The sequence below is a fragment of the Sphingobacterium sp. xlx-130 genome, from assembly GCF_011007405.1.
GTDB lineage: Bacteria > Bacteroidota > Bacteroidia > Sphingobacteriales > Sphingobacteriaceae > Sphingobacterium > Sphingobacterium luzhongxinii.
Genome location: NZ_WFKN01000004.1, coordinates 226,120 through 250,716 on the forward strand (window position 1 = coordinate 226,120; position 24,597 = coordinate 250,716).

The window sequence follows — 24,597 nt, forward strand, 5'->3', positions numbered from 1 at the left end:
GATGCAGGTATCGTTCGAAGATTTTAAACTCAATAAGCAAATACTAAATGCAATCACGGATGCTGGTTATGATAAACCTACCGAGATTCAGCAGAAAGCCATAACGCCTATTCTGGCAGGACAAGATGTGATGGGGATAGCGCAGACAGGAACAGGAAAAACAGCTGCTTTTGTATTGCCTATGTTGATGAATCTGAAGTATGCTCAGGGTACCGATCCTCGAGCGCTAATACTTAGTCCGACGAGAGAACTTGCTATCCAGATCGAAGAGCACATCCGTCTTCTTTCCATCAATTTAGATTTGCGTACCGTACTTCTTTATGGTGGACTTGGACCTAAGACACAAAAGGAACTATTGGAGAAAGGCTGTGATATTATTGTAGCAACACCAGGACGTTTTCTGGACCTTTACCTTGAGGGACATATAAATACAAAGTCCTTAAAGTTATTGGTCATGGATGAGGCCGACAAGATGATGGACATGGGATTCATCGGTAAGATCCACCGTATATTGGAAGTTGTTCCCCGTAAACGCCAAAATTTACTTTTCTCTGCTACGATGAGCGAGTTGGTACGTAAGATCGCGGGTGATTTTCTGGCTTTTCCTACCGTCATTGAGGTTACTGAACAGGCCACGCCGGCTATAACCGTTTCCCAAGCGTTGTATGCCGTGCCGAATCTTAAGACCAAAATTAACTTGCTGCAACATTTGTTTAAAGATGATGAGGCTTTTCATCGTGTTATAGTCTTCTGTAAGACAAAGGAAGTGGCTGATAATGTTTTCGGTTACTTAGAGCGCAAATACGGTGAGGATAATGTTCGGGTAATTCATGCAAATAAAGGACAGAATACACGTATAAATTCTATTAATGCGTTTAAGGCCGGTGAGGTACGATTCCTTGTGGCTACAGATGTCGCTGCTAGAGGGCTAGATGTGTCCAATGTAAGTCATGTAATCAATTTCGATGTCCCTATTGTAATCGAGGATTATGTCCATCGTATAGGTCGTACAGGCCGGGCTTTTAGCAAGGGAGATGCTATTACTTTTGCTAATCCAGCGGAAGAATATTATGTGTCAAAAATAGAAAAGTTGATTCGTCAATCTATCCCGGTGTTCGAGCTGCCAGAAGAGGTTTTTATCGAGAAGACCCCGTATGAGGAGAAACAAGCCATTGCACGGGAAATAGACAATCAGAAAAAGAAGGATAATCCTGATTTTAAAGGGGCTTTTCACGAAAAGAAATTTGTGATTAAGCAGAAGGAAGCAGCTAGGTCAGGTTATAAACCTAAGAAAGCGGCAAGCAAGTCTTCGACAAAATCTTCCGGGTTTAAGAAAAAAGGAAAGAAGTTTAAGAACAGTTAGGGTGAAACTGACACCACTTAATATCGCTTTAGCCTGCATCTTGGTTTGGATGATATCCGAATGGGGAAGTGAACAGGAGCAGATCATGTCTTGGGGCTGGTTGTTGGCACTAGCTATCGTTATTTCTTTGGTTGATTTAGGCTTTAGACTGTTATTTAAAGATATAAAACGAGTTTGGTTTTTACAGATCGGTTTTATATTGGTGGTCGGTATATTAATGGTGATATTAAAATTGCAGTAGAGAATCTAACTACAAAAGAATAGATTCGTACTTATCATAGAATAGAGAATAAATAGATGAAAACAGCGGAGATAAAACTAAACGTCGAGCTTGACGAAAATAATGTTCCAGAAATAATTCAATGGTCTTCAACTGATGGTGAGACTTCAGACACACTTCCTGCAAAGGCTATGTTTTTAGCGTTATGGGATGCGCAGTATAAAAACTCGTTACGAATTGATTTGTGGACAAAAGATATGCCTTACGATGAAATGAAACGCTTTTTTTACGAAACTATGCAAACTATGGGGGACTCATTTTTGAGAGCCTCAGGAGGAGATCCTATGGCCGAGAAAGTAATAGGTGATCTTCGTGATTATTGTGCACATTTTGCAGAAAAAATGGAGGTATTAGAACAACAAGGTTAACATGAATTATTTTTTAGTAAAATCTGAACCGTTTAAATATAGCTGGGAGCAGTTTAATAAGGATGGCGAGACCTTTTGGGACGGCGTTCGGAATTATCAAGCCCGAAACAATCTCAAGGCAATGAAAAAGGGAGATTTAGTACTCTTTTATCACAGTAATGAAGGAAAGGAAGTAGTTGGTGTGGCCAAGGTAGTTAATGAGTTTTATCAAGACCCAACGACAGAGGATACCAAATGGGTAGTGGTCGATTTATCACCAGTTGAAACCTTAAAGAGACCGGTAACACTGGAAACCATAAAAGCAGATGAATTTTTGCAGAATATCGCTTTGGTAAAGCAGGGACGTCTTTCTGTTATGCCACTTAAAGAAGAAGAATTTGACCGGATTTTGGAGTTGGGGAATGGGTAATTATAGTATAAAAAAGGTTCAGCGATAAGCTGGACCTTTTTCTGTGTCAATGGCTTTTAGCAAAGGTTATTAACTTTTTTAAGCTTTTTGTATCTTTCATCGCCATTTTTCCTGCCAGTATAAGACGTAGTTCCCTGCGTTGTAAAGCTTCTTCGTAGAGGTTTATTTCTTCCTCGCTTTCAGGAATTAAGTCAGCGACCTTTCGTGGTTTATTGTTTTCGTCTATCGCGACAAAAGTGTAATAAGCTTCGTTGCTTTTGACTTTTGTACCCTCGGGTAGGTTATGTGCGAATATCTCCATGCGGACTTCCATCGATGAACTGAATGCACGAGAAACTTGCGCCTGTATGGTTACCACCTCTCCGAGTTTAATAGGTCTTTTGAAAGAGACATTATCCACAGAAACCGTTACGACAGGGCTATTAGAATGTTTCTGTGCAGCCATCGCTGAACATATATCCATCCAGTAAAGTAACCTTCCTCCCATGAGGTTTCCGAATGTATTGGTGTCATTTGGAAGTACCAACTCATTCATCTCTGTATACGAATCTTTCGCTTTTTTCCCGTCCATCTATCTGTTGTATTGTTTTAATTGTTCTTCAATTTTTTGCAAAGATACTATAAAAGGAGTAGGGGTAAACCCTAAAATAGTCTTGGCTTTGTCAAGAATAAATCCTGTCCGTTGGGGTCTGTTTCGATCTTGACCAATTTCTTTAGCAGCTATAGGCTGTATTAAAGACTCGTCTAATTGCCAGTAGTCTGCAACATGCCTTACCGCAGATTCGATACTCAATTGCTCTCCTCCGGATATATGGAAAATACCTTTGGCAGTTTTTTCCATACTGAGGAAACAAGCTCGCGCCAAGTCGTCTACCCATGTTGGCATGCGCCATTGATTATTGACTACTTTGATGGATTTTCTTGCTTCTAGTTGCTGCTTAGCCCATAGAACGAGATTAGTACGTGTAGTATCTGCTATACAGCCATAAACTAGTATAGTCCGGAGGATCACTATATTACCGTTTAAATCAAGCAAATGATGTTCGGCTTCGACTTTAGTCTGTCCATACGCATTGACGGGAGCCGTCGTATCGGTCTCCCTGTAAGACTCCTGTCGACGACCGTCAAAAACAAAATCGGTAGATAAAAACGTAAGGTGAACGTTGTGATTCGTAGCATACTCACCGAGGAATTTCGTTAATTCTACATTGACAGCTTTGGCTAATCCTGGATTTTCTACACAGGCTTCCACACTGCTGATCGCCGCTGTATGTAGAATATGTGTAGGGCGAAATTCAGATAATATGACGCCTAGTTTTTCTAAATCAGTGAGATCGCATTGAACGAAGCATTCGGAAGAGAGGAATTTATTCCTATTAGGGGATTTTGAAACGCCTAAAAATGGATTGTTTTCCGTCGTTTGACAATATAATTCGCAAAATTTTTGAGCGACAAAACCGTTAGATCCAGTAATAAGTATACGCATCATTCTAGTTGGTCCAGGTAAAATCCATTTTGGGATGTTTCATCGAGTTATTTATTGCGTCGATTTCAATTTTCAATATTTTCTTTAATGCAGTATAGTCTATTTTCTCAGCATCATCACCTGTTTTGTGATAGTCTGGATGGCCACCAGTATGAAAGAATAGGACAGGAATGTTTTTTCTATAAAATGAGGTTTGGTCGGATCCTCCATTGCCATCTTTACTGAGGTTGAATTTGATATCGCTACGTATGTCTTTAAATATGGTCGTGAATTGAGGGCTAGTGCCATAGCCTATAATAGCAAGCCCATTATCTGGGTTGTATCTTCCAATCATATCCATGTTCAACATCCAGTGGATTTGAGCTAGAGGAACTGTAGGGTTTTCTGTCCAGTGTTTAGAGCCTAGCAGTCCCAATTCTTCTGCGCTGAAAGCTATAAACAGAATGTTAAAGTTTTCTCTGACAGAATTGCTGGAATAGTGGCGGGCTAATTCAAGCAAGCCCGCAACTCCAGAAGCATTATCGTCTGCTCCGTTATGTATTTTACCTATGTTAAGCGTATCTCTTGATCCACCGAAATTTCCAAGACCTAAATGGTCATAATGAGCCCCTATGACAATCGTTTTGGATGCGCCATTATCTAAAAAACCGATGATGTTTTCTGCCCCACGTATACTGTCTGGAACAACAACCCGACGCACTTTGGCATCAAATTGTTGCCTATAACCTTTAGTGCCTTTTGGCGATAGTTTGTATTTCTTGAATTCCTTTTCAATGTAGTTCGCTGCTTTTTGTAATTGCTTGCTCCCCGTTGCCCGTCCTTGCATATTGTCGGAGGAAAAATAGTATACATGTTTTTTTAACTTGTTTATATCTACTTCTTGAGCAAAGGATGCCCCAGTGTATAGACAAAAGACGAATAGAAGAAGGAGGTTTAGTTGTTTCATGTTGCTATGGATAATGCTAGTTACAAACCTACATAAATTCGTATTTACACGCAATATAATTGCGTTGTATTGTAAAAGCGAATTTTGTAACTCTGCTCATACATTTAGAATTTTTTATAGTACATTAAACTGAACGAAGAGAGCTCAATGATGCCTTGAAATATAATGTTGAATCAATAATACGGATACTTTCAGAAAAAAATTTCATGATTCCATTGAATCACCAATAGAGATGAAAGTTCTTGATGGCCTCTGAAAACATACACTTTCAGAAAAAAAGTAGAGCGGAAATATCCCGCTCTACTTTTTTTCTAGTCTTCTAATACTTCACTGTGAACACTGTCCTTTTCCTGATGTTCTTCCTTAAAATATCGCTTTTGGAAAATTAATATTAGGAAGACACCTACAGAAATTGCGGAATCTGCAATGTTAAAGACAGGTCGGAAAAATAGGAAATGCTCACCTCCCCATATCGGAAGCCATTCCGGAAAATTTCCTTCAATTAATGGAAAGTACAGCATATCTACCACTTTTCCGTGGAGAAAGGATGCATAACCACCTCCTTCAGGAAAGAGCGTAGCCTTTTCGTAGAAAGTGCTTTCACTAAAAATTAGGCCGTAAAATGCCGAATCGATAATATTACCTAATGCACCCGCGAAAATCAAAGCAACATTAAGAATAAAGCCTCTATTGTATTTGTTTTTTACCATGTAGTAAAGACCATAACCGATGCCCGATACTGCAATTATCCTAAAGACGCTCAAAAATAGTTTGCCGTATTCGCCACCAAACTCCATCCCATAAGCCATTCCTGGATTTTCGATGAAATGAATAAGGAATTTATCACCAAGAACTTTAAAGTCTTGGCCAATAGTCATATTCAGTTTAATCCAAAATTTTGAAATTTGGTCTATTAATAAAACGATGATAATTAATGTAATAGGTCTCGTATAGCCTTTCATAGTTGATTCATAAAATGGGGCTGACTAAAAAGAAAACGTCGAAGTGACGATAGTTTATCTTTTTAGACAGCCCCATCTGTCATTTTTTTTAGTATTGTTTGTTTTTCGCTTCGATGCTTAAAGTCGTATGTGGGACTGCTTTAAGGCGTTCCTTTTGTATCAATTTACCGGTCTCCCTGCAGATTCCATATGTTTTGTTCTCAATGCGGACTAAAGCAGCCTCAAGATTGTCGATAAACTTTTTCTGACGTGCAGCCAGTTGATTAGTTTGCTCTTTTTCGAGGGTGGCAGATCCGTCTTCAAGTGTCTTATAAGTACCAGCTGTATCGTCCGTTCCATTTGCGTTACCTCCACTTAATGTTTTTGTTAAGGCTAGGAGCTCCTCCTTTGCGATTCTTAACTTGTCCAATATAATGGTTTTGAATTCTAATAATTCAGCGTCACTATAGCGGGTTTTTTCTGTGTTCTCTCCCATACTTTAATTTTTTTCGATTAATACCTCAAGTTTACTTTCATTGATTTCAATACTATCACCACCCGTGATTTTATCTTCAAAATCAAATGAATCAGCTAATATTTCCGTGCAAATATACGATAAATTATTCGTGGCAGCTTCCTTAATCTCATTATTTTGAGACAATCGAACTCGTATTCTGTCAGTTACCTCAAACCCCTTCTCTTTGCGAAGATTTTGTACGCGGTTTATCAGTTCTCTAGCCATCCCTTCCTGTCTCAATTCGTCACTGATTTGTATATCTAATGCTACCGTTAGATTGCCTAAATTGGCAACTTGCCAACCTGCTACATCTTCAGCAATAATTTCTACATCTTCAAGACCGATAGTATAAGGCGTACCCTCTAATTGTAACGAACCCGTCTTTTCCAATTGACTGATCTGCTCCAAAGTAAATGCCTGAATTGCAGTGCTAACTGTCTTCATATCTTTACCTACTTTAGCTCCCAGTGCTTTAAAGTTAGGTTTTATCTTTTTCTTGATAATACCAGCAGTATCAGTAATAAACTCGATATCTTTGATATTCGTCTCCGATAATATTAAGTCTTTTACTTTCTCCACTTTAGTTTGGAAAGAAGCATCGAGTACAGGGATTAAGATTTTACGCAAGGGTTGACGTACATTGATACTCGTTTTCTTACGTAGAGATAATGTCAATGAAGAAATGTCTTGTGCCAAAGCCATACGTTCTTCTAGTTCTTTATCTACTAAATCTGCGTGATAAACAGGGAAGTCTGCTAAATGTACAGATTCGAAAGCTTGTTTGTTCGTTGCTGCATTTAAATCGAGATAAAGTTGATCCGCAAAGAACGGAGATATTGGCGACATTAATTTGGCGATTGTATCCAGGCAAGTATACAACGTTTGATAGGCCGAGATTTTATCTTCGGTATAATCACCTTTCCAGAAGCGACGACGACATAGACGAACATACCAGTTGCTTAAATGCTCATCTACGAAATTTTGGATAGCACGGGCTGCTTTGGTTGGTTCGTAATCGCTGTAATACCCATCCACTTCCTGTGTAAGGCTATTTAGCAAAGACAATATCCATCTATCGATCTCAGGTCTGTTTGCTAAAGTGATCTCAGGCTCTGCGTAGTTGAAATTGTCAATGTTTGCATATAATGCAAAAAAGGCATAGGTGTTATAGAGTGTCCCGAAAAATTTTCTACGTACCTCATCCAGTCCCTCTTCATTAAATTTTAAATTGTCCCAAGGAGCAGCATTGCTGATCATATACCAACGGGTAGCATCAGCGCTATATTTCTCAATAGTAGCAAAAGGATCAACACCATTTCCTAGACGTTTCGACATCTTGTTGCCATTTTTGTCCAATACAAGGCCATTGGATACGACGTTTTTAAAGGCAATAGAACCTGTAACCATCGTCGAAATAGCATGTAATGTGAAGAACCATCCGCGAGTTTGGTCAACACCTTCCGCTATGAAATCTGCCGGGAATGCGTTATCATACTCCGATTTGAAAGGTAGTGCATCTCCTTTAGCCAGCTTGTCATAATCCAGTCCCCATTGAGCATAAGGCATAGCTCCCGAATCAAACCACACATCGATTAGATCGAGCTCACGGTAGAGCTTTTGACCAGCATCCGAAACTAATACCACATGATCCACGTACGGACGATGAAGGTCAAGTTTGTCGGTTCCGAATTTTTCTAAATATTCTTTATTGATAGCTTTTTCGGCGTCTGTCAAAACGGGAGACGCTAAAGAAGCTTCTAAGTAAGATTTCAATTCGGACATAGAGCCAATACAGATCTCCTCGTTTTCATCCTCAGAACGCCATATGGGTAATGGAGTACCCCAATATCTCGATCTGGAAAGATTCCAGTCTACCAGGTTCTCCAACCAGTTCCCAAAACGTCCTGTTCCGGTAGCTTCCGGTTTCCAGTTAATTGTTTTGTTTAAAGCAACTAACTTATCTTTGACAGCTGTAGTTTTGATAAACCAGCTATCTAAAGGGTAATATAAAACAGGCTTGTCCGTACGCCAACAGTGTGGGTAGGTATGCTCATATTTTTTAACATCAAATGCCTTGTTGTCTTCTTTTAGTTTGATGGCTATTAATACATCCGTCGGACGGAAATCTTTGTCTGCACGTTCTTCTGCTGAATAATATTCTTCTTTGACAAACCGGCCTGCAAAATCAGTAACTTCTTTGACAAAACGACCTGTACGATCTACAGTAGGTACATCTTTGCCATTTTCATCTTTCACTAAAATGGCAGGAACCCCATTCTCTTTCGCTACTCTAAAGTCATCTGCGCCATATGTAGGGGCAGCGTGAACGATACCTGTACCATCTTCGGTCGTTACAAAATCTCCTGGAATAACACGAAAAGCCTTCTCGACCAATTCTTCTGACGTGATGTAGGGTAACAGCTGATGGTATCTGATACCTACTAATTCTTCTCCTTTAAATTCTGCGGCTTTTTCCCAAGGAACGATTTTATCTCCTGTTTTATAATCTTGGAAAGAGGCATTCTCGCCTTCAGCTTTAAAGTGTTTACTGATTAGGTTTTTGGCCAAGATAACAGAAACAGGCTCGCCAGTATACTGGTTGAACGTTTTGACTTTAACATAGTCAATGTTTTTGCCTACGACCAACGCTGTATTACTTGGTAAAGTCCAAGGTGTAGTGGTCCACGCGATAAAAGCTACATCTTCATCCGTAGTCTCTACCAACGTAGACATCATCGGATGTAGTTGGGTTTTGTCTAGGCGGAACTGTGCGACAATAGTGGTGTCTTTTACATCTTTATAGGTTCCTGGTTGATTTAGTTCATGTGAACTCAATCCTGTCCCTGCAGCTGGAGAATATGGTTGTATCGTATAGCCTTTATATAAAAGCCCTTTCTTATACAGATCTTTTAATAGGAACCATAATGTCTCGATATATTCGTTTTGATAAGTGATATATGGGTTTTCTAAATCTACCCAATATCCCATTTTTTCGGTCAGATCATTCCACAGGTCAGTGTATTTCATAACCTCTTTACGACAGGCATCATTATATGCTTCTACCGTGATCTTGACACCGATATCTTCTTTGGTGATCCCCAAAGACTTTTCTACGGCCAGTTCTATTGGCAGACCGTGAGTGTCCCACCCGCCTTTACGCTTTACTTGGAATCCTTTTAAGGTTTTGTAACGACAAAAAATATCTTTAATAGCGCGCGCCATCACGTGGTGAATCCCTGGGGTACCATTTGCTGAAGGCGGGCCTTCATAAAAAGTGTAAGGTTTGCTAGAAGGACGATTGGAAATACTCTTTTCAAATATATTTTCCGTTTCCCAACGCTTTAATACTTCTTTGCCGATTTCCGGTAAATTTAACTGCTTATACTCCTTGTACATCACGTATTTATAAATCAAATTTTAAAGGTCGCTAATTTAATCAATTAACTTGAAAAAAGGAAGGTCGTTTGTGTAGAAATGATTGCCATTGGGCGATGGAGAATAATTTTATTAGCTTTATGGAATTATAAGTAAAGCTACATCCTTTGTGAAATTATAAACTATGAAAGCTACTATTTATTGTTTGATCGTTGTTGTTTTTCTGCATTTGGACTGTCCTTTTTCGGCTGTTGGACAGGTGCAAGAAAAACATTCTCTTAGGAAAGTACTCATTAAAGCCAGCGATATCTCTACTGCGGGGGACACGATTACTTTGCACGCCTCTAGTACCCGGTATATGATCAATGATACCTTGCTGAAGCCTTCGAATGCTTTGCGACGGGTTTCTAAGCAAGCGCTGATGGATCAGTTATCTACTGAAGAAGTAGAATATTTTTCCATTGGCCCCGATAGTTTGGTGCTATTCGGTGCGCACCCGTTTTTGGCTGGTGCATTCAAAGCTTATCAAGAACATCGCCCTATTATTATCTCTCCCGATATTATATGGACATTAATAGAACAAGGTTTCGCCAGACACATTGCGCTGTATGCCGAAAAATTTCGTGACCGATTGGTGGACTTTCAGGGAAAAAGGGAGATCACGATCGTAGCGAATAAAGATGATATACAATTGGGTAATCCAAATAGTAAATGGGGGTCGGTATTGCCACAGTTTACCGAACAGATTGAAAAATTTACAGGCAAGGCGTATACCAGCAATTTGCGGGCAGATTTCTCTACAACAAATACGGATAGTAGGATTGCATCCGAGATTATTTTGATGGAGTCTGTCAAGTCTTTTTTTGATTATCGAATGATGGTTATGGGCTGTGGTATTTCTGCTGTTACGCTCGAGGGTTCTGTTGCTGACTGGGAACATGTGTTGAAAAAAATGGATTATATCGAAACATTTGACCTGTCCTGGTGGACTAATGAGCTGCGTCCTATCGTCCAACAGATCGTTCAAACTAAAAAGGGAGACCTAGACAAAGGCTTTTGGAGCGATATGCTTCAGTTGCGGAATAAGCAGGCATATGCTCCACATGAAACGATCGATGGGTGGATTGTTAAGTTTTACCCTTTTAATGATAAAGGGGAGCAAAGGGAGCTAGAACCGATAGGTAATATAAGCACGATTGCCGCTGAATATGTCAAGGTACCGTTTGTATTAGAGGATAAAGAAAAGGATATGCAATACACTATGGAGATTTGGGCAGGCTTGTTTGGTATGGAGCAGGATCAAAAAAGCTTTAGCCTCAAACCCGCTATTGGCTGGTCTATTGTGCACCGTGGTGGGGTAGTTTCGAATGATCTTCCTCAGAAGGAATCGTATGACATCGTGAGTCTGAAAAATATCAAAGAACTGCCGGAAAGTATTTATAGTATTAAAAGTATAAAGTCGCTAGAACTTGGTTTTATCGGTAAGGTTAATGTAGCTGATAAGATAAAGTCGATCAATATCAAAAGGCTAACAATCAAAGGTGATATCGATGCAGATGGCATCAAGCGTTTAAAAGAGCTTATGCCGAAAGCATGGGTTATTGTTAATGATAAAAAGATTTAATCTGTTCTAGATTTGCGCCGTTGGAAGTAGATCTAGCGCAGTGATTCATTTGTCATTTTCCACAACGCAAAGCGGATTAACAAAGCCTTAAAAAAGAATTGTTATTTATTGTAATCGGTTTATAGGTAGCCGTTTGGAAAGAAATGACCAAACGGCTTTTTTATCTTTTTAAGCAGAGAAGCTTGATCCGCAACCACAAGTACTGGTTGCATTAGGATTATTGAACGTAAAGCCGCGTGCATCTAAACCATTTCTAAAATCAACTTCCATTCCCGCAAGGTACATTCCGTGCGCTTTGTTCATAAAGACACGGATGCCTTCTATTTCGTATTCGGCATCACCTTCTTTCTTTTGGTCAAATCCGAGGATATAATTCATACCTGAGCAGCCGCCGCCCTCTACTCCTAGACGAAGTCCAAAGTCAGAACTGATCTCTTGTTGGCTTATTAATTTTTTTAATTCTTGGACAGCACCAACGGTTAGTTTAACCGGTGCTGCATCTGTTGTATGTTCGATACTCATTTTGTCTTGCCTTTCCCTATTGTTGATAGTTAAACAAAAATACATATTTTTAGCCGAAATAAATATGTGCAGATTATTTTGACACTATATAAACAAGATTGTAAAATGGAATATGTTGATTTTTTTAAAGAGCTTTTTGTTTTGGCTTTTGGCGTTTTTGTCGCGTTAGTACTTGCTTTCTATATCATTTGGCCGAAAATTGAAAATCTTTTGCTAACAATGAGTAATATAAATGAGAACAAAGCGCTGCTCAGAGATAAAATGCAATTGCGATTTACCGCTTACGAACGCTTGGTTTTATTTGTACATCGGATGTCTCCAGATCAATTGATGATAAGGCATCATGCGAAGGGAATGTCTGTCAGCCAATTTAAGCAGGCAATAATTGCTGATATTGAATCGGAGTTTCAACATAATTTTACGCAACAGCTTTATGTCTCGGACGCAGCATGGACTATTGTGAAGGATCTGAAAGTAAATACCGTAGACCTCTTGCGCAATGCTGATAGAGGATTGTCTAATGATGTGTCTTTGGACGGATACGTAGAAATAGTCATAAAGCATTTGAAAGGGCTTGAGCTTAATCCTTATGATGCTGCGCAAGTTTTGTTGAAAAAAGAGCTTTCGATCTGATGAGGAGCGAACTTGCATGAAAGAAGGATGCCTTTGATTGTTAAATATTTAAAATAGGAAGTGTTTTTCAAAAGATGCACTAAAGAATTCCTTTAAAAGATAAGATAGTCGTATATTTGCGGCAAAATAAATTATTCTCAATACCCAATAATAATTACACAGGAATGGAAAGAGATCAAGCTATCTTTAATCTAATCGCAGATGAGCTAAAGCGCCAAGAAGAAGGCATTGAATTAATCGCGTCAGAAAACTTCGTGAGCAAACAAGTAATGGAGGCCGCAGGTTCTGTATTGACCAATAAATACGCTGAAGGGCTCCCAGGAAAGCGTTATTATGGAGGTTGTGAAGTGGTCGATGAAATCGAGACAATCGCTATCGAGCGTGCTAAAAAACTTTTTGGTGCAGAGTGGGTGAATGTTCAGCCGCATTCAGGAGCTCAGGCTAATGCAGCGGTGTTCTTAGCTACAATTAAACCTGGAGATAAAATTTTAGGCCTTGATCTATCTCATGGTGGACACTTAACACATGGGTCGCCTGCGAATCTATCAGGTAAAATTTATCAACCATTATTCTACGGGGTAAAAGAGGATACAGGTCTGATCGATTACGAGCAACTGGAAGAGACCGCACTTCGTGAGAAGCCTAAGATGATCATCTGTGGTGCCTCTGCGTATTCACGTGATTGGGACTATGCTCGCATACGAAAAGTAGCTGATGAAATCGGAGCCTTACTATTGGCGGATATTTCGCATCCGGCAGGTTTAATTGCTAAAGGTTTATTAAATGATCCATTGCCTCACTGTCATATCGTTACTACTACGACTCATAAAACATTACGTGGGCCTCGTGGTGGGATGATCATGGTGGGTAAGGATTTTGAGAATACTTGGGGAGTGAAAACACCAAAAGGAGAGACGCGTACCATCACGCAGTTATTGGATTTGGCTGTGTTCCCTGGTACACAAGGTGGACCATTGGAACATACTATTGCTGCAAAAGCTATTGCGTATGGCGAAGCTTTGAGTGATGAGTATTTAACCTATGTCAAACAAGTGCAAAGTAATGCGCAGGCATTAGCGCAGTTCTTTGTAGATCGCAATTATAAGATTATTTCTGGGGGTACGGACAACCACTTGATGTTGGTAGACTTGCGTAACAAAGATGTTTCTGGTAAAGAAGCAGAAGCAATATTGGGTATGGCCGGTATTACTACAAATAAAAACATGGTTCCATTTGATACCCGTTCACCTTTTGTTACTTCTGGTGTTCGTTTCGGTACAGCTGCGATTACCACACGCGGGGTGAAAGAAGCAGAAATGGTTCAGATCGGTGAGTTGATCGATGAGGCATTAAAAAGCCGCAGTGATGAAGCTCAGTTAGCAAAAATAGAAGGTAAAGTGAAGGCGATGATGGCTCAATTTCCTTTATATAGTTAAGAAAATATTAGATACTATAAAAAGTGCCGCGGATTTTGCTCCGTGGCACTTTTTGTTTAAAGTTGTCCCGAAGAAATGTGGTCTAATTATTGCTTTTGATAATTGTGAATTTATGTTAAAAGTCTCTTGTTAAATTTGAAAGATCATTTTTTTTCATCTACTTTGGAAGAGATAACGGTATTTAAACATTAAAAAATAGAAGCCTATCGAAACACGCTTACTCATTAAAAATGAATTGCTTACATGCTCTATACTTAAAATTTTAGGGGAATTATTATGAAACTACTGAAAAGCAAAACCGACCAGGAGTTAATCCGAGCCTACATAGATGGCGATGAAAATGGATTAAGCGTGCTAATAGATCGTTACAAGAGTAAGATATACACTTCTATCTATGTCCGTGTCAAGGATGAGTTCCTTGCGGAGGATATTTTTCAAGAAACCTTTATCAAGGTAATCAATACATTTAAAACGGGACGTTATAATGAAGAGGGGAAGTTTTTGCCTTGGGTGATCCGTATTGCACATAATATGGTTATTGATCATTTTAGGAAAGAAAAGAGAGGCCCTTCTGTTGTTAATGGAGATGGTTACGATATTTTTGAAGTACTTAATTTTGCGGACGAAGATGCAGAACACAAGTTGATGCGTCATCAGGTCGACGTCGATCTTAAGAAATTAATTCAGTTACTTCCAGACGACCAGAAAGAGGTATTGATTATGCGCCATTTTTGTGACATGAGTTTCAGGGATATAGCCGAGATTACAGATGTTAGTATCAATACGGCATTGGGCCGTATGCGTTACGCGTTGAGTAACCTTAGAAAGATGATCGAGGATCATAATATGACATTTCAGTTTAACTAGCATTTATCATTATTGGCTAAGGAAAGGCTTTCGGGGACAGACCGGGAGCTTTTTTATATTTAGGTTCATAAGGTGAATCGATTGTTACAGCATGTGGATTTTTTGACTGTTTTCTGAAAATTATGGAGCTTTATTTGTCAAAATGACAGAAAATTTATGTTTATTTGTTGTTTTTCAGGTTTTGGAATCTGTTTTGATGGTATAAAAGAGTAAAGATTTGATTTTAGTTTTATAATAGAAAAAATATGGGAATTTGGATTTTATTAATTGTTATCGGCATCGTTAGTATGATCGTCCAGACAAGGTTTAAAAATAAGTTTAAAAAGTATTCGGAAATGCCGTTGACTTCAGGGTTGTCCGGTGCGGAGATTGCACAAAAGATGTTGCATGATAGTAATATTTATGATGTCAATATTGTTTCGGTAGATGGGCAATTGACCGACCATTATAACCCTGCTAATAGAACTGTAAACTTGAGTCCAGAAGTATATCATGGGCGAAGTGTTGCTGCTGCGGCTGTAGCGGCCCACGAATGTGGGCATGCTGTGCAGCATGCGACGGCGTACTCTTGGTTGCAGTTCCGTTCTTCGATGGTTCCTATTGTTAACTTTTCCTCAAAGATCGTGTCTTTTACCTTAATGATAGGGGTGATGTTGGCTATATTCTCTAACAATTATCTTTTATTGCAGATTGGGGTAGCAGCGTTAGCCGTTACTACTGTTTTTAGCTTTATAACTTTGCCTGTAGAGTTTGATGCATCTAAGCGCGCATTGGCATGGCTGGATGCAGCAAATGTTACGCACAGTAGAGAGGAGCATGATGGTGCAAAAGATGCCTTAAAATGGGCCGCTATGACTTATGTTATTGCTGCTTTATCTGCACTTGTTACCTTATTGTATTATGCCTCTATTCTTTTGGGAAGAAGAGATTAAGAAAAGATATATAATATCATTGATAAAAAAGCCGAAGCAATATTGCTTCGGCTTTTTTATCAATGTGTTGCGCTGTTTTTGTATACAATGAAAATAAAAGTTCTTCTTGCTAAAGAAGGATCAGGTAGGAGGCTATTAACTTAAACATGTTTTAGAAGAATAATAAAGGTATTTAAACAAATGTCCATTGCTAGTCCACTGGTGAATAGGGGAAGCTGATCGACCGATCTTACATAAAAGAAGTCGAAATCGGTAGGTCACAGAAGTTGAGAAAAAGCAAAATATTATTAACTTTGCAACTTAGCATAAGAGTTTCAAAAAATTAACTATGTTTTCAAATCTTCAGGATAAGTTAGATAGAGCCTTTAAGGTATTAAAAGGTCAAGGGAATATTACCGAAATCAATGTCGCTGAGACGATGAAGGAAATTCGCAAAGCGTTGTTGGACGCCGATGTGAATTACAAAACAGCCAAGACTTTTACGGATGACGTTAAACAAAAGGCTCTTGGTGAAAATGTATTGAGCAGCATTTCTCCTGGACAATTGTTGACAAAGATCATGAATGATGAACTGACCAGTTTAATGGGAGGTGAAGTTAATGAGTTAGATCTATCTAAAAACCCTACGGTAATTTTGATAGCGGGTTTGAATGGTGCAGGTAAGACAACTTTTACAGGTAAGCTTGCTAACTTTTTAAAAGATAAAAAAGGTAAGAAGCCTCTTTTGGTAGCAGGTGACGTATATCGTCCTGCTGCGATAGACCAATTGGAAGTATTGGGAAGTCAGGTAGGAGTGCCCGTTTATACAGATAGAAATTCAACTGATCCTATCGCAATAGCAAAAGCTGGAGTAGAGGAAGGTAAGCGTAATGGACATAACGTAATCATCATCGATACTGCAGGTCGTCTGGCTATTGATGAGGCATTAATGAATGAAATAACAGCAGTTAAAGAAGCAACGCAACCACATGAAATTTTGTTTGTTGTAGATGCTATGACTGGACAGGATGCGGTTAATACTGCAAAAGCCTTTAATGATAGACTGGATTTTACTGGAGTAGTTCTGACCAAGTTGGATGGTGATACACGTGGTGGTGCGGCATTGTCGATCAAGTCTGTGGTGAACAAGCCAATCAAGTTTATCGGTACGGGAGAGAAGATGGAGGCATTGGATGTATTTTATCCAGATCGTATGGCTTCCCGCATCTTGGGGATGGGTGATGTTGTATCTTTGGTTGAGCGAGCGCAACAGCAATTTGATGAAAAGCAGGCTGCAGAACTTCAAAAGAAAATCCGTAAAAATAAATTTGATTTTAACGACTTCAGGTCTCAGATTCAACAGATCAAGAAAATGGGTAATATGAAAGATTTGATCGGTATGATTCCTGGAGCAGGTAAGGCTCTTAAAGACGTGGAGATCGAAGACGATGCTTTCAAACCGATTGAAGCTATTATTGATTCAATGACTCCTTTTGAGAGGGAAAATCCCGATGCTATTGATCAGAAAAGAAGAGGTAGGATTGCGAAAGGATCAGGTACGAATCTTGATGAGGTAAACAAGCTCTTGAAGCAATTTATGGATATGCGGAAGGTGATGAAGCAGATGTCTAATCCGGCTATGGCAGCAAAGATGATGCGGAATATGCCAAAAATGCCAGGTAAGCCTTTTTAATAAAAACTATAAAGTAAGTAATAAGATAAAGGGCCAAGGTGAAATCATCCTTGGCCCTTGTTTGTTTTAGACCTAAATTTGACGGTTATTTTTAGAAAGAATAGAATTAATTATTAATTTTGTGATTATGGACGACCATCCCACGCAACTTTCAGCTTATGGATCTATTCTCCTTATGGGGATTATCGGTATTTTATTAGTATGCGTTACGATTTTTTTAGCCAAACTGATCGCTCCGAAGAAACCTAACCCCACCAAAGAAAGCACATACGAATGTGGCGAGGAAACTGTCGGCTCTGCTTGGGTCCAATTTAATCCCCGGTTTTATGTTATTGCACTGATTTTCTTGCTTTTTGACGTAGAACTTATCTTTATATTTCCTTGGTCTGTAGTTTTTGGAAATGATTCGTTGATTTCGGCCGATAATCGATGGGGATGGTTTACATTGGCTGAGATGGGGATTTTCTTGTCTGTATTGATCATTGGATTAATATATGTCTGGCGTAAGGGAGATCTTAACTGGATTAAGGCGACCTATAAGATACCGTCTGTCAACGTTAATATCCCGTCGAGTGCCTATACAGCATTGAATAATAAGGAATATGAAATCAGAGATTTCAGACCTGTGGAAAGTACTGTTGAAACGATGGACAATTCCCTTAAAGGGAATAATTTGGCTAAGCCCTCTGTTGGTTTTAAACCAAGATTTAAAAAGCCAGGATTATGAGCAGTATAGACCAACAATTGCGATCAGATGGTGTGATCGTCGCTAAAATAGACGATTTGCTAAATTGGGCACGGTTGTCCTCCATGTGGCCAGTGAGCTTCGGTATTGCATGCTGTGCCATAGAAATGATGGGTGCTATGGCCTCGACATATGATTTAGATCGATTAGGGGTCTTTCCTAGACCATCACCAAGGCAGTCCGATGTGATGATTATAGCCGGGACAGTCACTTTTAAGATGGCCGATCGGATCAAACGCCTATACGAGCAGATGCCCGAGCCTCGTTATGTGATTTCTATGGGATCCTGTTCCAACTGTGGTGGACCCTATTGGCAACACGGGTATCATGTGGTAAAGGGCGTAGATAAAATTATTCCGGTGGATGTCTATGTGCAAGGCTGTCCACCGAGACCAGAGGCGCTGATCGGTGCATTTTTAGAGTTACAAAAAAAGATAGAGAAAGAGCAGATTTTTCAGGATAAGTATTTTGAAGAACAAGCCTAAGTATATAAGTTAATTATGGGAAAAGATTTTTATGGTGAGTTGCAGTTGGGTATTCTTGGCGGAGGTCAATTGGGCCGAATGCTGATTCAAGAAGCAATAAATTATAATGTAAATGTACACGTATTAGACCCTGACAAAAACGCACCTTGTCGTAAGCTTTGCAATCACTTCGAATGTGGATCGCTTAGTGATTATGATACGGTTTATAATTTTGGTAAGGATCTGGATATGGTCACTATTGAAATAGAAAAAGTGAATGTCGACGCACTTGAAGCATTGGAGGACAAAGGGGTAGTGGTATATCCACAGTCGCGTGTCATTCGGTTGATTCAAGACAAAGGATTACAGAAGCAGTTTTTTAAGCAGAATGATATACCTACCGCTGCCTTTCAATTGATTTCCAATAAAGAGTCTCTTCGTAACGCAAATCTATCGTTACCGTACGTACAAAAGATGAGGAAAGATGGATATGATGGAAAGGGAGTGAAGATGTTACGTACAGAAGATGATCTGGCGAACGCATTTGAAGAACCTAGTATCATCGAAGAAATTATACCATTTCAAAAGGAAATAGCTGTCATTGTGGCTCGTAATGATCGAGGAGATATGAAGACATTTCCAATGGTAGAGATGGAATTCAACCCGCAAGCTAATCTGGTTGAGTTTTTGATTTCACCGTCTACTTATAGCTTTGAAATACAGCAGCAAGCAGAAGAATTGGCAAAAAAGGTAGCTAATGACCTCCAGATAGTAGGTCTGTTGGCTGTAGAGATGTTCTTGACAGAGGATGGCGAGATTTTAGTCAATGAGTTGGCTCCGAGGCCACATAATTCGGGGCATCAAACGATAGAGGGCAACTTTACCTCGCAGTTTGGACAACATCTTCGTGCTATTTTTAATTTACCATTGGGCAATACTGAAGCTAGATCAAACGCAGTTATGATAAACCTATTAGGCGAGCCTGGATATGAAGGATTAGCAACGTATGAAGGTATAGAAGATATTCTAGCCATGGATGGTGTTTATCTGCATTTGTACGGGAAAAAATATACGAAGCCATTTCGTAAAATGGGACATGTGTGTATTGTCAATGCGGATAGGGAGGTTGCAATTAGCAATGCACGTAAAGTACAGGAAATATTGAAAGTAATAGCATAAATAATGAGTGCACAATCAGTTCAAGTAGGAATTATTATGGGGAGTAAATCGGATCTCCCTGTCATGCAAGACGCGGTGGAAGTTTTAAAGGAATTAGGAGTAGGGTTTGAAGTCACTATCGTATCTGCACACCGTACACCACACCGTATGTTTTCGTATGCAGAAGAAGCTGCCTCGAGAGGTATTAAAGTGATTATTGCAGGAGCCGGAGGAGCGGCGCATTTGCCAGGTATGGTTGCATCTATAACGCATCTTCCTGTAATCGGAGTGCCTGTGAAATCATCTAATTCAATTGATGGATGGGATTCGGTGCTTTCGATTTTACAGATGCCTAATGGCATTCCTGTAGCAACTGTCGCTTTGAATGCCGCTAAGAATGCGGGCATTTTGGCTGCACAGATCATCGGAACAAACAATGATGAAGTAGCAGGGAATTTAATAGCCTTCAAAAAAGGCTTGAAAGAAAAAGTTGAAGAAACAGCCCTAGAAGTCGAAAATATGAAATTTTAAAAGTAAAAAAGGCTGTAATTTACAGCCTTTTTTACTTATTTAAGAAGCGTTGAACATAGTCATAGCTACTTTTAATGCTTTCAAATTTGTTCGGGAGATAAATATCATCCTGCTCTATAAAAGCATATTCTAAGCCGGATTGTTTCGCACCTTGAGCGATGTTAATATAGTCAATCTGTCCTGTTCCTACTTCCGTAAATCGTATCTGCTTTTGGATAGAGTCGAAAGGTAGTTTATCAAACTTTTCGCCAACGATTGGTTCTGCGTAATTCTTGTCCATATCTTTTATATGCCACATGGCAAAGCGGCCTGGATATTTTTGAAAATAGGATTGGGCACTAAACCCTGCTTTTTCAATCCAATAGATGTCTAATTCAAAGCTTACCAGATCGGGCTCGGTGAAGGCAATTAAGATGTCTAATCCCTTGGTTCCATTGGCAAAATCCCGAAACTCCCAGAAATGGTTATGATAAGCTATTTTTACCCCTGCTTTTTTTGCTAATTCTCCGGCCTTATTGAGTTGTTCTGCAGCGTATTGATAATCTTCAGGCTTTAAATTATTTAGATCATCCATTGGCGTTACCGGAGCTATCACATACTTTTGCCCCAGTTCGACAGCAGTTTCAATATACTTTTCTATATTCTCCTTGTCCGTGTGGTGTCGGCTTAGATATTTACTAAGGTCGTAGTGACCACTATGGCTTTTTAGATCAATGTCGGCCATTATCTTTTTTAATTCAGACACTTTCAATCCCCAAAATGAATTGTCGGCGATATTCAGGCCAAATGTCTCAATGTGGCTATATCCGATACGTGCGACAGTTTCTAAGGTGAGTTTAGGATCTTGTACTATAAGATCCCGGAGAGAATAGATCTGTAAGCCGATGTTTGCAAAAGGGCCTTCTTTTTTTAGTGATTTTTGAGCGCATGCACTTAAAACAGAAGATCCAAAGTAGGCACTTGCTAATCCTAGGCCAGTCTTTATTATAAAATTACGTCTTGTGGTCATTATTTGTTGTTTGAAGGAATACTAAAATTAGTAAATGATAATCAGAAATCCCAGCAATAAAACTTTCATGATCCGCCAGCTAGCGGACTACCAAGACACATGACCGATCCCGATCTTATCGGGAGAGCTTTTGAATCCTAATGCAAAAGAAAACATCATGAAAAAAGTTCATGATGTCCATTGAACCGCATGAAGTAAGCTCATTGATTCCATAAAGAATTAAAACGAATTTATTATACGAACAATAAAAAAGCTATCCCTAGGGATAGCTTTTTTATTGTTCGTATAATAAGTTTATACAGTCATGATATCTTTTTCTTTCAACTCAGCTAGCTGATCTACTTTTGCGATATAACTATCTGTTAGTTTTTGAACTTCAGCTTCGCCAAGCTTTATTTCATCCTCAGAAGCACCATCATTTTTTAGTTTTTTGATGGATTCGTTAGTGTCTTTACGGATATTACGAACACCGACACGTCCTTTTTCTGCTTCTTCTTTTGCTTTTTTTACTAAATCCCGTCTTCTTTCTTCTGTAAGAGGAGGAACAACCAAACGTATTACAGAACCATCATTTTGTGGATTTAATCCTATGTTGGATTCCATGATCGCTTTTTCAATGGTAGTAAGAAGATTCTTTTCCCAAGGTTGAATGACGATTGTACGTGCATCAGTAGTATTGATGTTACTGACCTGAGATAGGGCAGTAGCAGAGCCATAATAGTCAACATGGATACCATCTAACATAGACGGGGTAGCCTTTCCAGCACGAATTTTAGTAAGTTCTGATTCGGTATGCTGCACTGCTTTTGTCATTTTCTCTTTGCAGTCATCCAATTCTATTGATATCAGTTCGTTCATATGTTTGTAGTTTTATTTCTTTAGCTAACAACAGTTCCGATATGCTCTCCCTCAGCAAGCTTTCTCAAGTTGCCCGGCTTATTCATGTCAAAAACAATAATTGGCAGGTTGTTTTCCTGACATAATGTAAAAGCAGTCATATCCATAACATTTAACCCTTTTTGGTATACCTCGGTAAAGGAAATATTATCAAAGCGGGTTGCGGTAGGATCTTTTTCAGGATCTGCAGAGTAGATTCCATCCACGCGTGTACCTTTTAATACGGCATCTGCATTGATTTCAATAGCTCTCAAAGACGCTGCTGTATCGGTTGTAAAGTAAGGGTTTCCGGTTCCGGCTCCGAAAATTACTATTCTCCCTTTCTCTAAATGTCTCACAGCCCTTCTACGAATAAATGGTTCACAGATTTGTTCCATTTTGATAGCTGTAAGTAATCTTGTTTTAAGACCTACTTTTTCTAGAGCATCCTGTAAAGCCATACTGTTGATTACTGTTGCCAGCATTCCCATGTAATCTGCCTGCACTCTATCCATTCCTGCTTTTTCTGCACTCAGACCTCTGTAGATGTTTCCTCCTCCGATGACGATTGCAATTTCTAAACCTTGTTCGTGAATTTCTTTAATGTCTTTAGCATATTGAGCAACTCTATTGATGTCAATACCATAATTATGCTCTCCCATTAGAGCTTCACCGCTGAGTTTTAGTAGGATACGTTTATATTTCATGCTTGATTTTTTTGGAATATTTCCAAAAGCCAAAGATATAATTTTTTTTTTGCCTATAGCGTGGTTAATGTTATTTGTTTTACTTTTTCACGCTTTCAATCGCTTTATGATAGTACCCCTCGTACAGCGGAAGTATTTGTTTGATATCAAAGTCCTTTGCCCGAGCATAAGCTGCTTTTTTAAAGCTTTCTAGCCGCTCACAGTCTTCCAAAATATAGATGGCATTTTTAGCCATATCGTCTACATCGGCAATGTCACTAAGGAAGCCGGTAATCCCGTTGACGTTTAGTTCGGGCAATCCCCCTGTATTGGACGAGACAACAGGGACACTACAGGCCATAGCCTCTAACGCGGCTAACCCGAAGCTCTCCGAGGAAGAAGGCATAAGGAAAAGGTCCGAAACAGATAAAATCTCCTCTATAGCGTCTTGTTTTCCAAGAAAACGTACGCAATTGGATATTCCCAGTTGTCTAGAAAGTTCTTCGGCGTTTGTTCTTTCAGGACCATCGCCAACCATTAACAATTTACTCGGTATCTTTTGGTTTACCTGGTGAAATATCCGTACAACATCACTTGTGTTTTTTACCTTTCTGAAGTTGGATGTATGTACCATGATGCGCTCATTGTCCGGCGCTATAGCTCGTTTGAAATGTTCTCTTTTTTTGTTTACGAATCTGTTTAGATCGATAAAGTTGGGAATGACTTCAATATCCCGGGTTATGTCAAAAAATTCTAAGGTCTGCTTTTTTAAGCTTTCTGATACTGTTGTTACTCCATCCGATTCGTTTATCGAAAAGGTAACTACGGGTTTAAAATTTTTGTCTTTTCCTACCAACGTGATATCGGTGCCGTGCAGCGTGGTGACTACGGGGATATCAATACCGAAGCTCCGCAGTATCTGCTTCGCGAGGTAAGCCGCAGATGCGTGGGGAATGGCATAGTGTACGTGTAGTACGTCGAGTTTTTCAAAGCGTACAACATCAACTAACTTGCTGGCTAATGCGGATTCATAAGGAGGGAAATCAAATAGGGGATATTGAGATACCGCTACCTCATGATAGAATAAGTTTTCGGAGAAAAAGTCCAATCGTGCAGGTTGGCTATAGGTGATGAAATGTACTTGATGTCCTTCTGAAGCCAATCCTTTCCCTAACTCTGTCGCTACTACTCCCGAACCACCAAATGTGGGGTAACAAACTATTCCTATTTTCATGAAGTTTTGTTTATATATTTATAACATTCAAATTTAAGTAAGGTTTTACAATGATTTTGCAATAAAATCGTAAAGTTTATCCGATGAACATTAATTTAGAAGCATTAAAAAAAGAAGTCGTATTTAAGACATCTCGTTCGGGGGGGGCTGGTGGGCAAAATGTGAATAAGGTAGAAACCAAAGTGACTTTATTGTGGGATGTCATAAACTCTAAAATATTTTCCTCCGTACAGAAAGACATCATTCAATTCAAGTTAGCCCATCGTATATATGCTGATGGATTATTGCAGTTGGACGTTTCTAAAAGTAGGAGTCAACTGGCAAATAAGGAAATAGCAGTTGAGCGGTTGTTTGATTTGCTTGTAAAGGCACTGATGCCTACAAAAAAGCGTATTCCTACGAAGATACCACGAGCGAAAGTTCTGGCTCGTTTAGATCGGAAGACAAAGCAATCCGATAAGAAATCCAGCCGAAGATGGCGTATGGATTGATTTCGATAGATATGCGGTAACTTTTCTCTTCC

Annotated in this window: 25 protein-coding genes and 1 pseudogene; 15 read left to right on the forward strand and 11 right to left on the reverse strand. The window is 39.3% G+C overall.

Annotation, left to right across the window (positions count from 1 at the left end):
- The first annotated feature begins 1 nt into the window (after window position 1).
- From G7B18_RS07065 to G7B18_RS07080, 4 genes are read left to right on the forward strand one after another with little or no spacing between them, the layout of a single operon-like run.
- Window positions 2-1,363 (forward strand): DEAD/DEAH box helicase, encoded by a 1,362-nt coding sequence (locus tag G7B18_RS07065; RefSeq protein WP_164108860.1) that lies wholly within the window; start codon window positions 2-4, stop codon window positions 1,361-1,363.
- A gap of 1 nt (window position 1,364) precedes the next feature.
- Complete coding sequence (locus G7B18_RS07070) at window positions 1,365-1,604, forward strand: hypothetical protein (RefSeq protein WP_240452790.1); 240 nt, start codon at window positions 1,365-1,367, stop codon at window positions 1,602-1,604.
- A gap of 56 nt (window positions 1,605-1,660) precedes the next feature.
- Entirely contained in the window at window positions 1,661-2,011 is a 351-nt protein-coding gene (gene gldC, locus G7B18_RS07075) for a gliding motility protein GldC (protein WP_164108859.1), read from the forward strand.
- A gap of 1 nt (window position 2,012) precedes the next feature.
- Window positions 2,013-2,420 carry an EVE domain-containing protein gene (locus G7B18_RS07080; protein WP_164108858.1) on the forward strand — a complete coding sequence of 136 codons (408 nt, stop codon included), beginning with the start codon at window positions 2,013-2,015 and terminating at the stop codon, window positions 2,418-2,420.
- 46 nt (window positions 2,421-2,466) lie between these two features.
- Here the strand turns inward: G7B18_RS07080 and G7B18_RS07085 are convergent, their stop codons facing one another.
- From G7B18_RS07085 to ileS, 6 genes are all read right to left on the reverse strand, one after another.
- Complete coding sequence (locus tag G7B18_RS07085) at window positions 2,467-2,991, reverse strand: acyl-CoA thioesterase (protein ID WP_164108857.1); 525 nt, start codon at window positions 2,989-2,991, stop codon at window positions 2,467-2,469.
- Complete coding sequence (locus G7B18_RS07090) at window positions 2,992-3,909, reverse strand: SDR family oxidoreductase (RefSeq protein ID WP_164108856.1); 918 nt, start codon at window positions 3,907-3,909, stop codon at window positions 2,992-2,994. It abuts the gene before it with no gap.
- 1 nt (window position 3,910) lies between these two features.
- Window positions 3,911-4,852 carry a M20/M25/M40 family metallo-hydrolase gene (locus G7B18_RS07095; protein ID WP_164108855.1) on the reverse strand — a complete coding sequence of 314 codons (942 nt, stop codon included), beginning with the start codon at window positions 4,850-4,852 and terminating at the stop codon, window positions 3,911-3,913.
- 311 nt (window positions 4,853-5,163) lie between these two features.
- Window positions 5,164-5,814, reverse strand: a complete 651-nt coding sequence (locus G7B18_RS07100; RefSeq protein WP_164108854.1) for a lipoprotein signal peptidase — start codon at window positions 5,812-5,814, stop codon at window positions 5,164-5,166.
- Window positions 5,815-5,902: 88 nt separating this feature from the next.
- The gene (locus tag G7B18_RS07105; protein ID WP_164108853.1) at window positions 5,903-6,289 is read right to left on the reverse strand and encodes a TraR/DksA family transcriptional regulator; all 387 of its coding nucleotides are present in this window, start codon (window positions 6,287-6,289) and stop codon (window positions 5,903-5,905) included.
- A 3-nt stretch (window positions 6,290-6,292) separates the two neighbouring features.
- Complete coding sequence (ileS, locus tag G7B18_RS07110) at window positions 6,293-9,706, reverse strand: isoleucine--tRNA ligase (RefSeq protein ID WP_164108852.1); 3,414 nt, start codon at window positions 9,704-9,706, stop codon at window positions 6,293-6,295.
- A 163-nt stretch (window positions 9,707-9,869) separates the two neighbouring features.
- Here ileS and G7B18_RS07115 point away from each other — a divergent pair, with 163 nt between their 5' ends.
- A complete protein-coding gene (locus G7B18_RS07115; protein ID WP_164108851.1) occupies window positions 9,870-11,309 on the forward strand; it encodes a DUF4419 domain-containing protein in 1,440 nt (479 codons plus the stop codon).
- 168 nt (window positions 11,310-11,477) lie between these two features.
- Here G7B18_RS07115 and G7B18_RS07120 read toward each other — a convergent pair whose 3' ends face one another.
- Window positions 11,478-11,831 (reverse strand): HesB/IscA family protein, encoded by a 354-nt coding sequence (locus G7B18_RS07120; RefSeq protein WP_164108850.1) that lies wholly within the window; start codon window positions 11,829-11,831, stop codon window positions 11,478-11,480.
- A gap of 219 nt (window positions 11,832-12,050) precedes the next feature.
- Here G7B18_RS07120 and G7B18_RS07125 point away from each other — a divergent pair, with 219 nt between their 5' ends.
- From G7B18_RS07125 to purE, 9 genes are all read left to right on the forward strand, one after another.
- Window positions 12,051-12,464 (forward strand): hypothetical protein, encoded by a 414-nt coding sequence (locus G7B18_RS07125; RefSeq protein WP_164108849.1) that lies wholly within the window; start codon window positions 12,051-12,053, stop codon window positions 12,462-12,464.
- Between the two features lie 164 nt (window positions 12,465-12,628).
- Window positions 12,629-13,900, forward strand: a complete 1,272-nt coding sequence (gene glyA, locus G7B18_RS07130; protein WP_164108848.1) for a serine hydroxymethyltransferase — start codon at window positions 12,629-12,631, stop codon at window positions 13,898-13,900.
- 276 nt (window positions 13,901-14,176) lie between these two features.
- Window positions 14,177-14,767, forward strand: a complete 591-nt coding sequence (locus G7B18_RS07135; protein ID WP_164108847.1) for an RNA polymerase sigma factor — start codon at window positions 14,177-14,179, stop codon at window positions 14,765-14,767.
- Between the two features lie 245 nt (window positions 14,768-15,012).
- The gene (locus G7B18_RS07140) at window positions 15,013-15,699 is read left to right on the forward strand and encodes a zinc metallopeptidase (protein WP_164108846.1); all 687 of its coding nucleotides are present in this window, start codon (window positions 15,013-15,015) and stop codon (window positions 15,697-15,699) included.
- 328 nt (window positions 15,700-16,027) lie between these two features.
- Entirely contained in the window at window positions 16,028-17,371 is a 1,344-nt protein-coding gene (gene ffh / locus G7B18_RS07145; protein ID WP_164108845.1) for a signal recognition particle protein, read from the forward strand.
- Window positions 17,372-17,498: 127 nt separating this feature from the next.
- Entirely contained in the window at window positions 17,499-18,098 is a 600-nt protein-coding gene (locus G7B18_RS07150) for an NADH-quinone oxidoreductase subunit A (protein WP_164108844.1), read from the forward strand.
- The gene (locus tag G7B18_RS07155; RefSeq protein ID WP_164108843.1) at window positions 18,095-18,601 is read left to right on the forward strand and encodes an NADH-quinone oxidoreductase subunit B; all 507 of its coding nucleotides are present in this window, start codon (window positions 18,095-18,097) and stop codon (window positions 18,599-18,601) included. Before G7B18_RS07150 ends, G7B18_RS07155 begins: the two co-directional genes overlap by 4 nt.
- Window positions 18,602-18,616: 15 nt before the next feature.
- A complete protein-coding gene (locus G7B18_RS07160) occupies window positions 18,617-19,759 on the forward strand; it encodes a 5-(carboxyamino)imidazole ribonucleotide synthase (protein ID WP_164108842.1) in 1,143 nt (380 codons plus the stop codon).
- Window positions 19,760-19,762: 3 nt separating this feature from the next.
- Window positions 19,763-20,269 carry a 5-(carboxyamino)imidazole ribonucleotide mutase gene (purE, locus tag G7B18_RS07165; protein ID WP_164108841.1) on the forward strand — a complete coding sequence of 169 codons (507 nt, stop codon included), beginning with the start codon at window positions 19,763-19,765 and terminating at the stop codon, window positions 20,267-20,269.
- A 31-nt stretch (window positions 20,270-20,300) separates the two neighbouring features.
- Here the strand turns inward: purE and G7B18_RS07170 are convergent, their stop codons facing one another.
- The 4 genes from G7B18_RS07170 to bshA form a co-directional block, all read right to left on the reverse strand.
- On the reverse strand, window positions 20,301-21,278 hold the full coding sequence (locus G7B18_RS07170; RefSeq protein ID WP_240452791.1) for a sugar phosphate isomerase/epimerase family protein: 978 nt from the start codon (window positions 21,276-21,278) through the stop codon (window positions 20,301-20,303).
- 294 nt (window positions 21,279-21,572) lie between these two features.
- Complete coding sequence (frr, locus tag G7B18_RS07175; RefSeq protein ID WP_164108840.1) at window positions 21,573-22,136, reverse strand: ribosome recycling factor; 564 nt, start codon at window positions 22,134-22,136, stop codon at window positions 21,573-21,575.
- Window positions 22,137-22,156: 20 nt separating this feature from the next.
- A complete protein-coding gene (gene pyrH / locus G7B18_RS07180; RefSeq protein WP_164108839.1) occupies window positions 22,157-22,861 on the reverse strand; it encodes a UMP kinase in 705 nt (234 codons plus the stop codon).
- A gap of 79 nt (window positions 22,862-22,940) precedes the next feature.
- Window positions 22,941-24,074: an N-acetyl-alpha-D-glucosaminyl L-malate synthase BshA gene (gene bshA, locus G7B18_RS07185; protein WP_164108838.1), complete on the reverse strand. Its 1,134-nt coding sequence runs from the start codon at window positions 24,072-24,074 to the stop codon at window positions 22,941-22,943.
- 125 nt (window positions 24,075-24,199) lie between these two features.
- On the opposite strand from bshA, the pseudogene arfB reads away from it, so the two are divergent.
- Window positions 24,200-24,565, forward strand: a pseudogene (gene arfB / locus G7B18_RS07190) (alternative ribosome rescue aminoacyl-tRNA hydrolase ArfB); the annotation flags it as partial.
- Window positions 24,566-24,597: the final 32 nt, after the last annotated feature.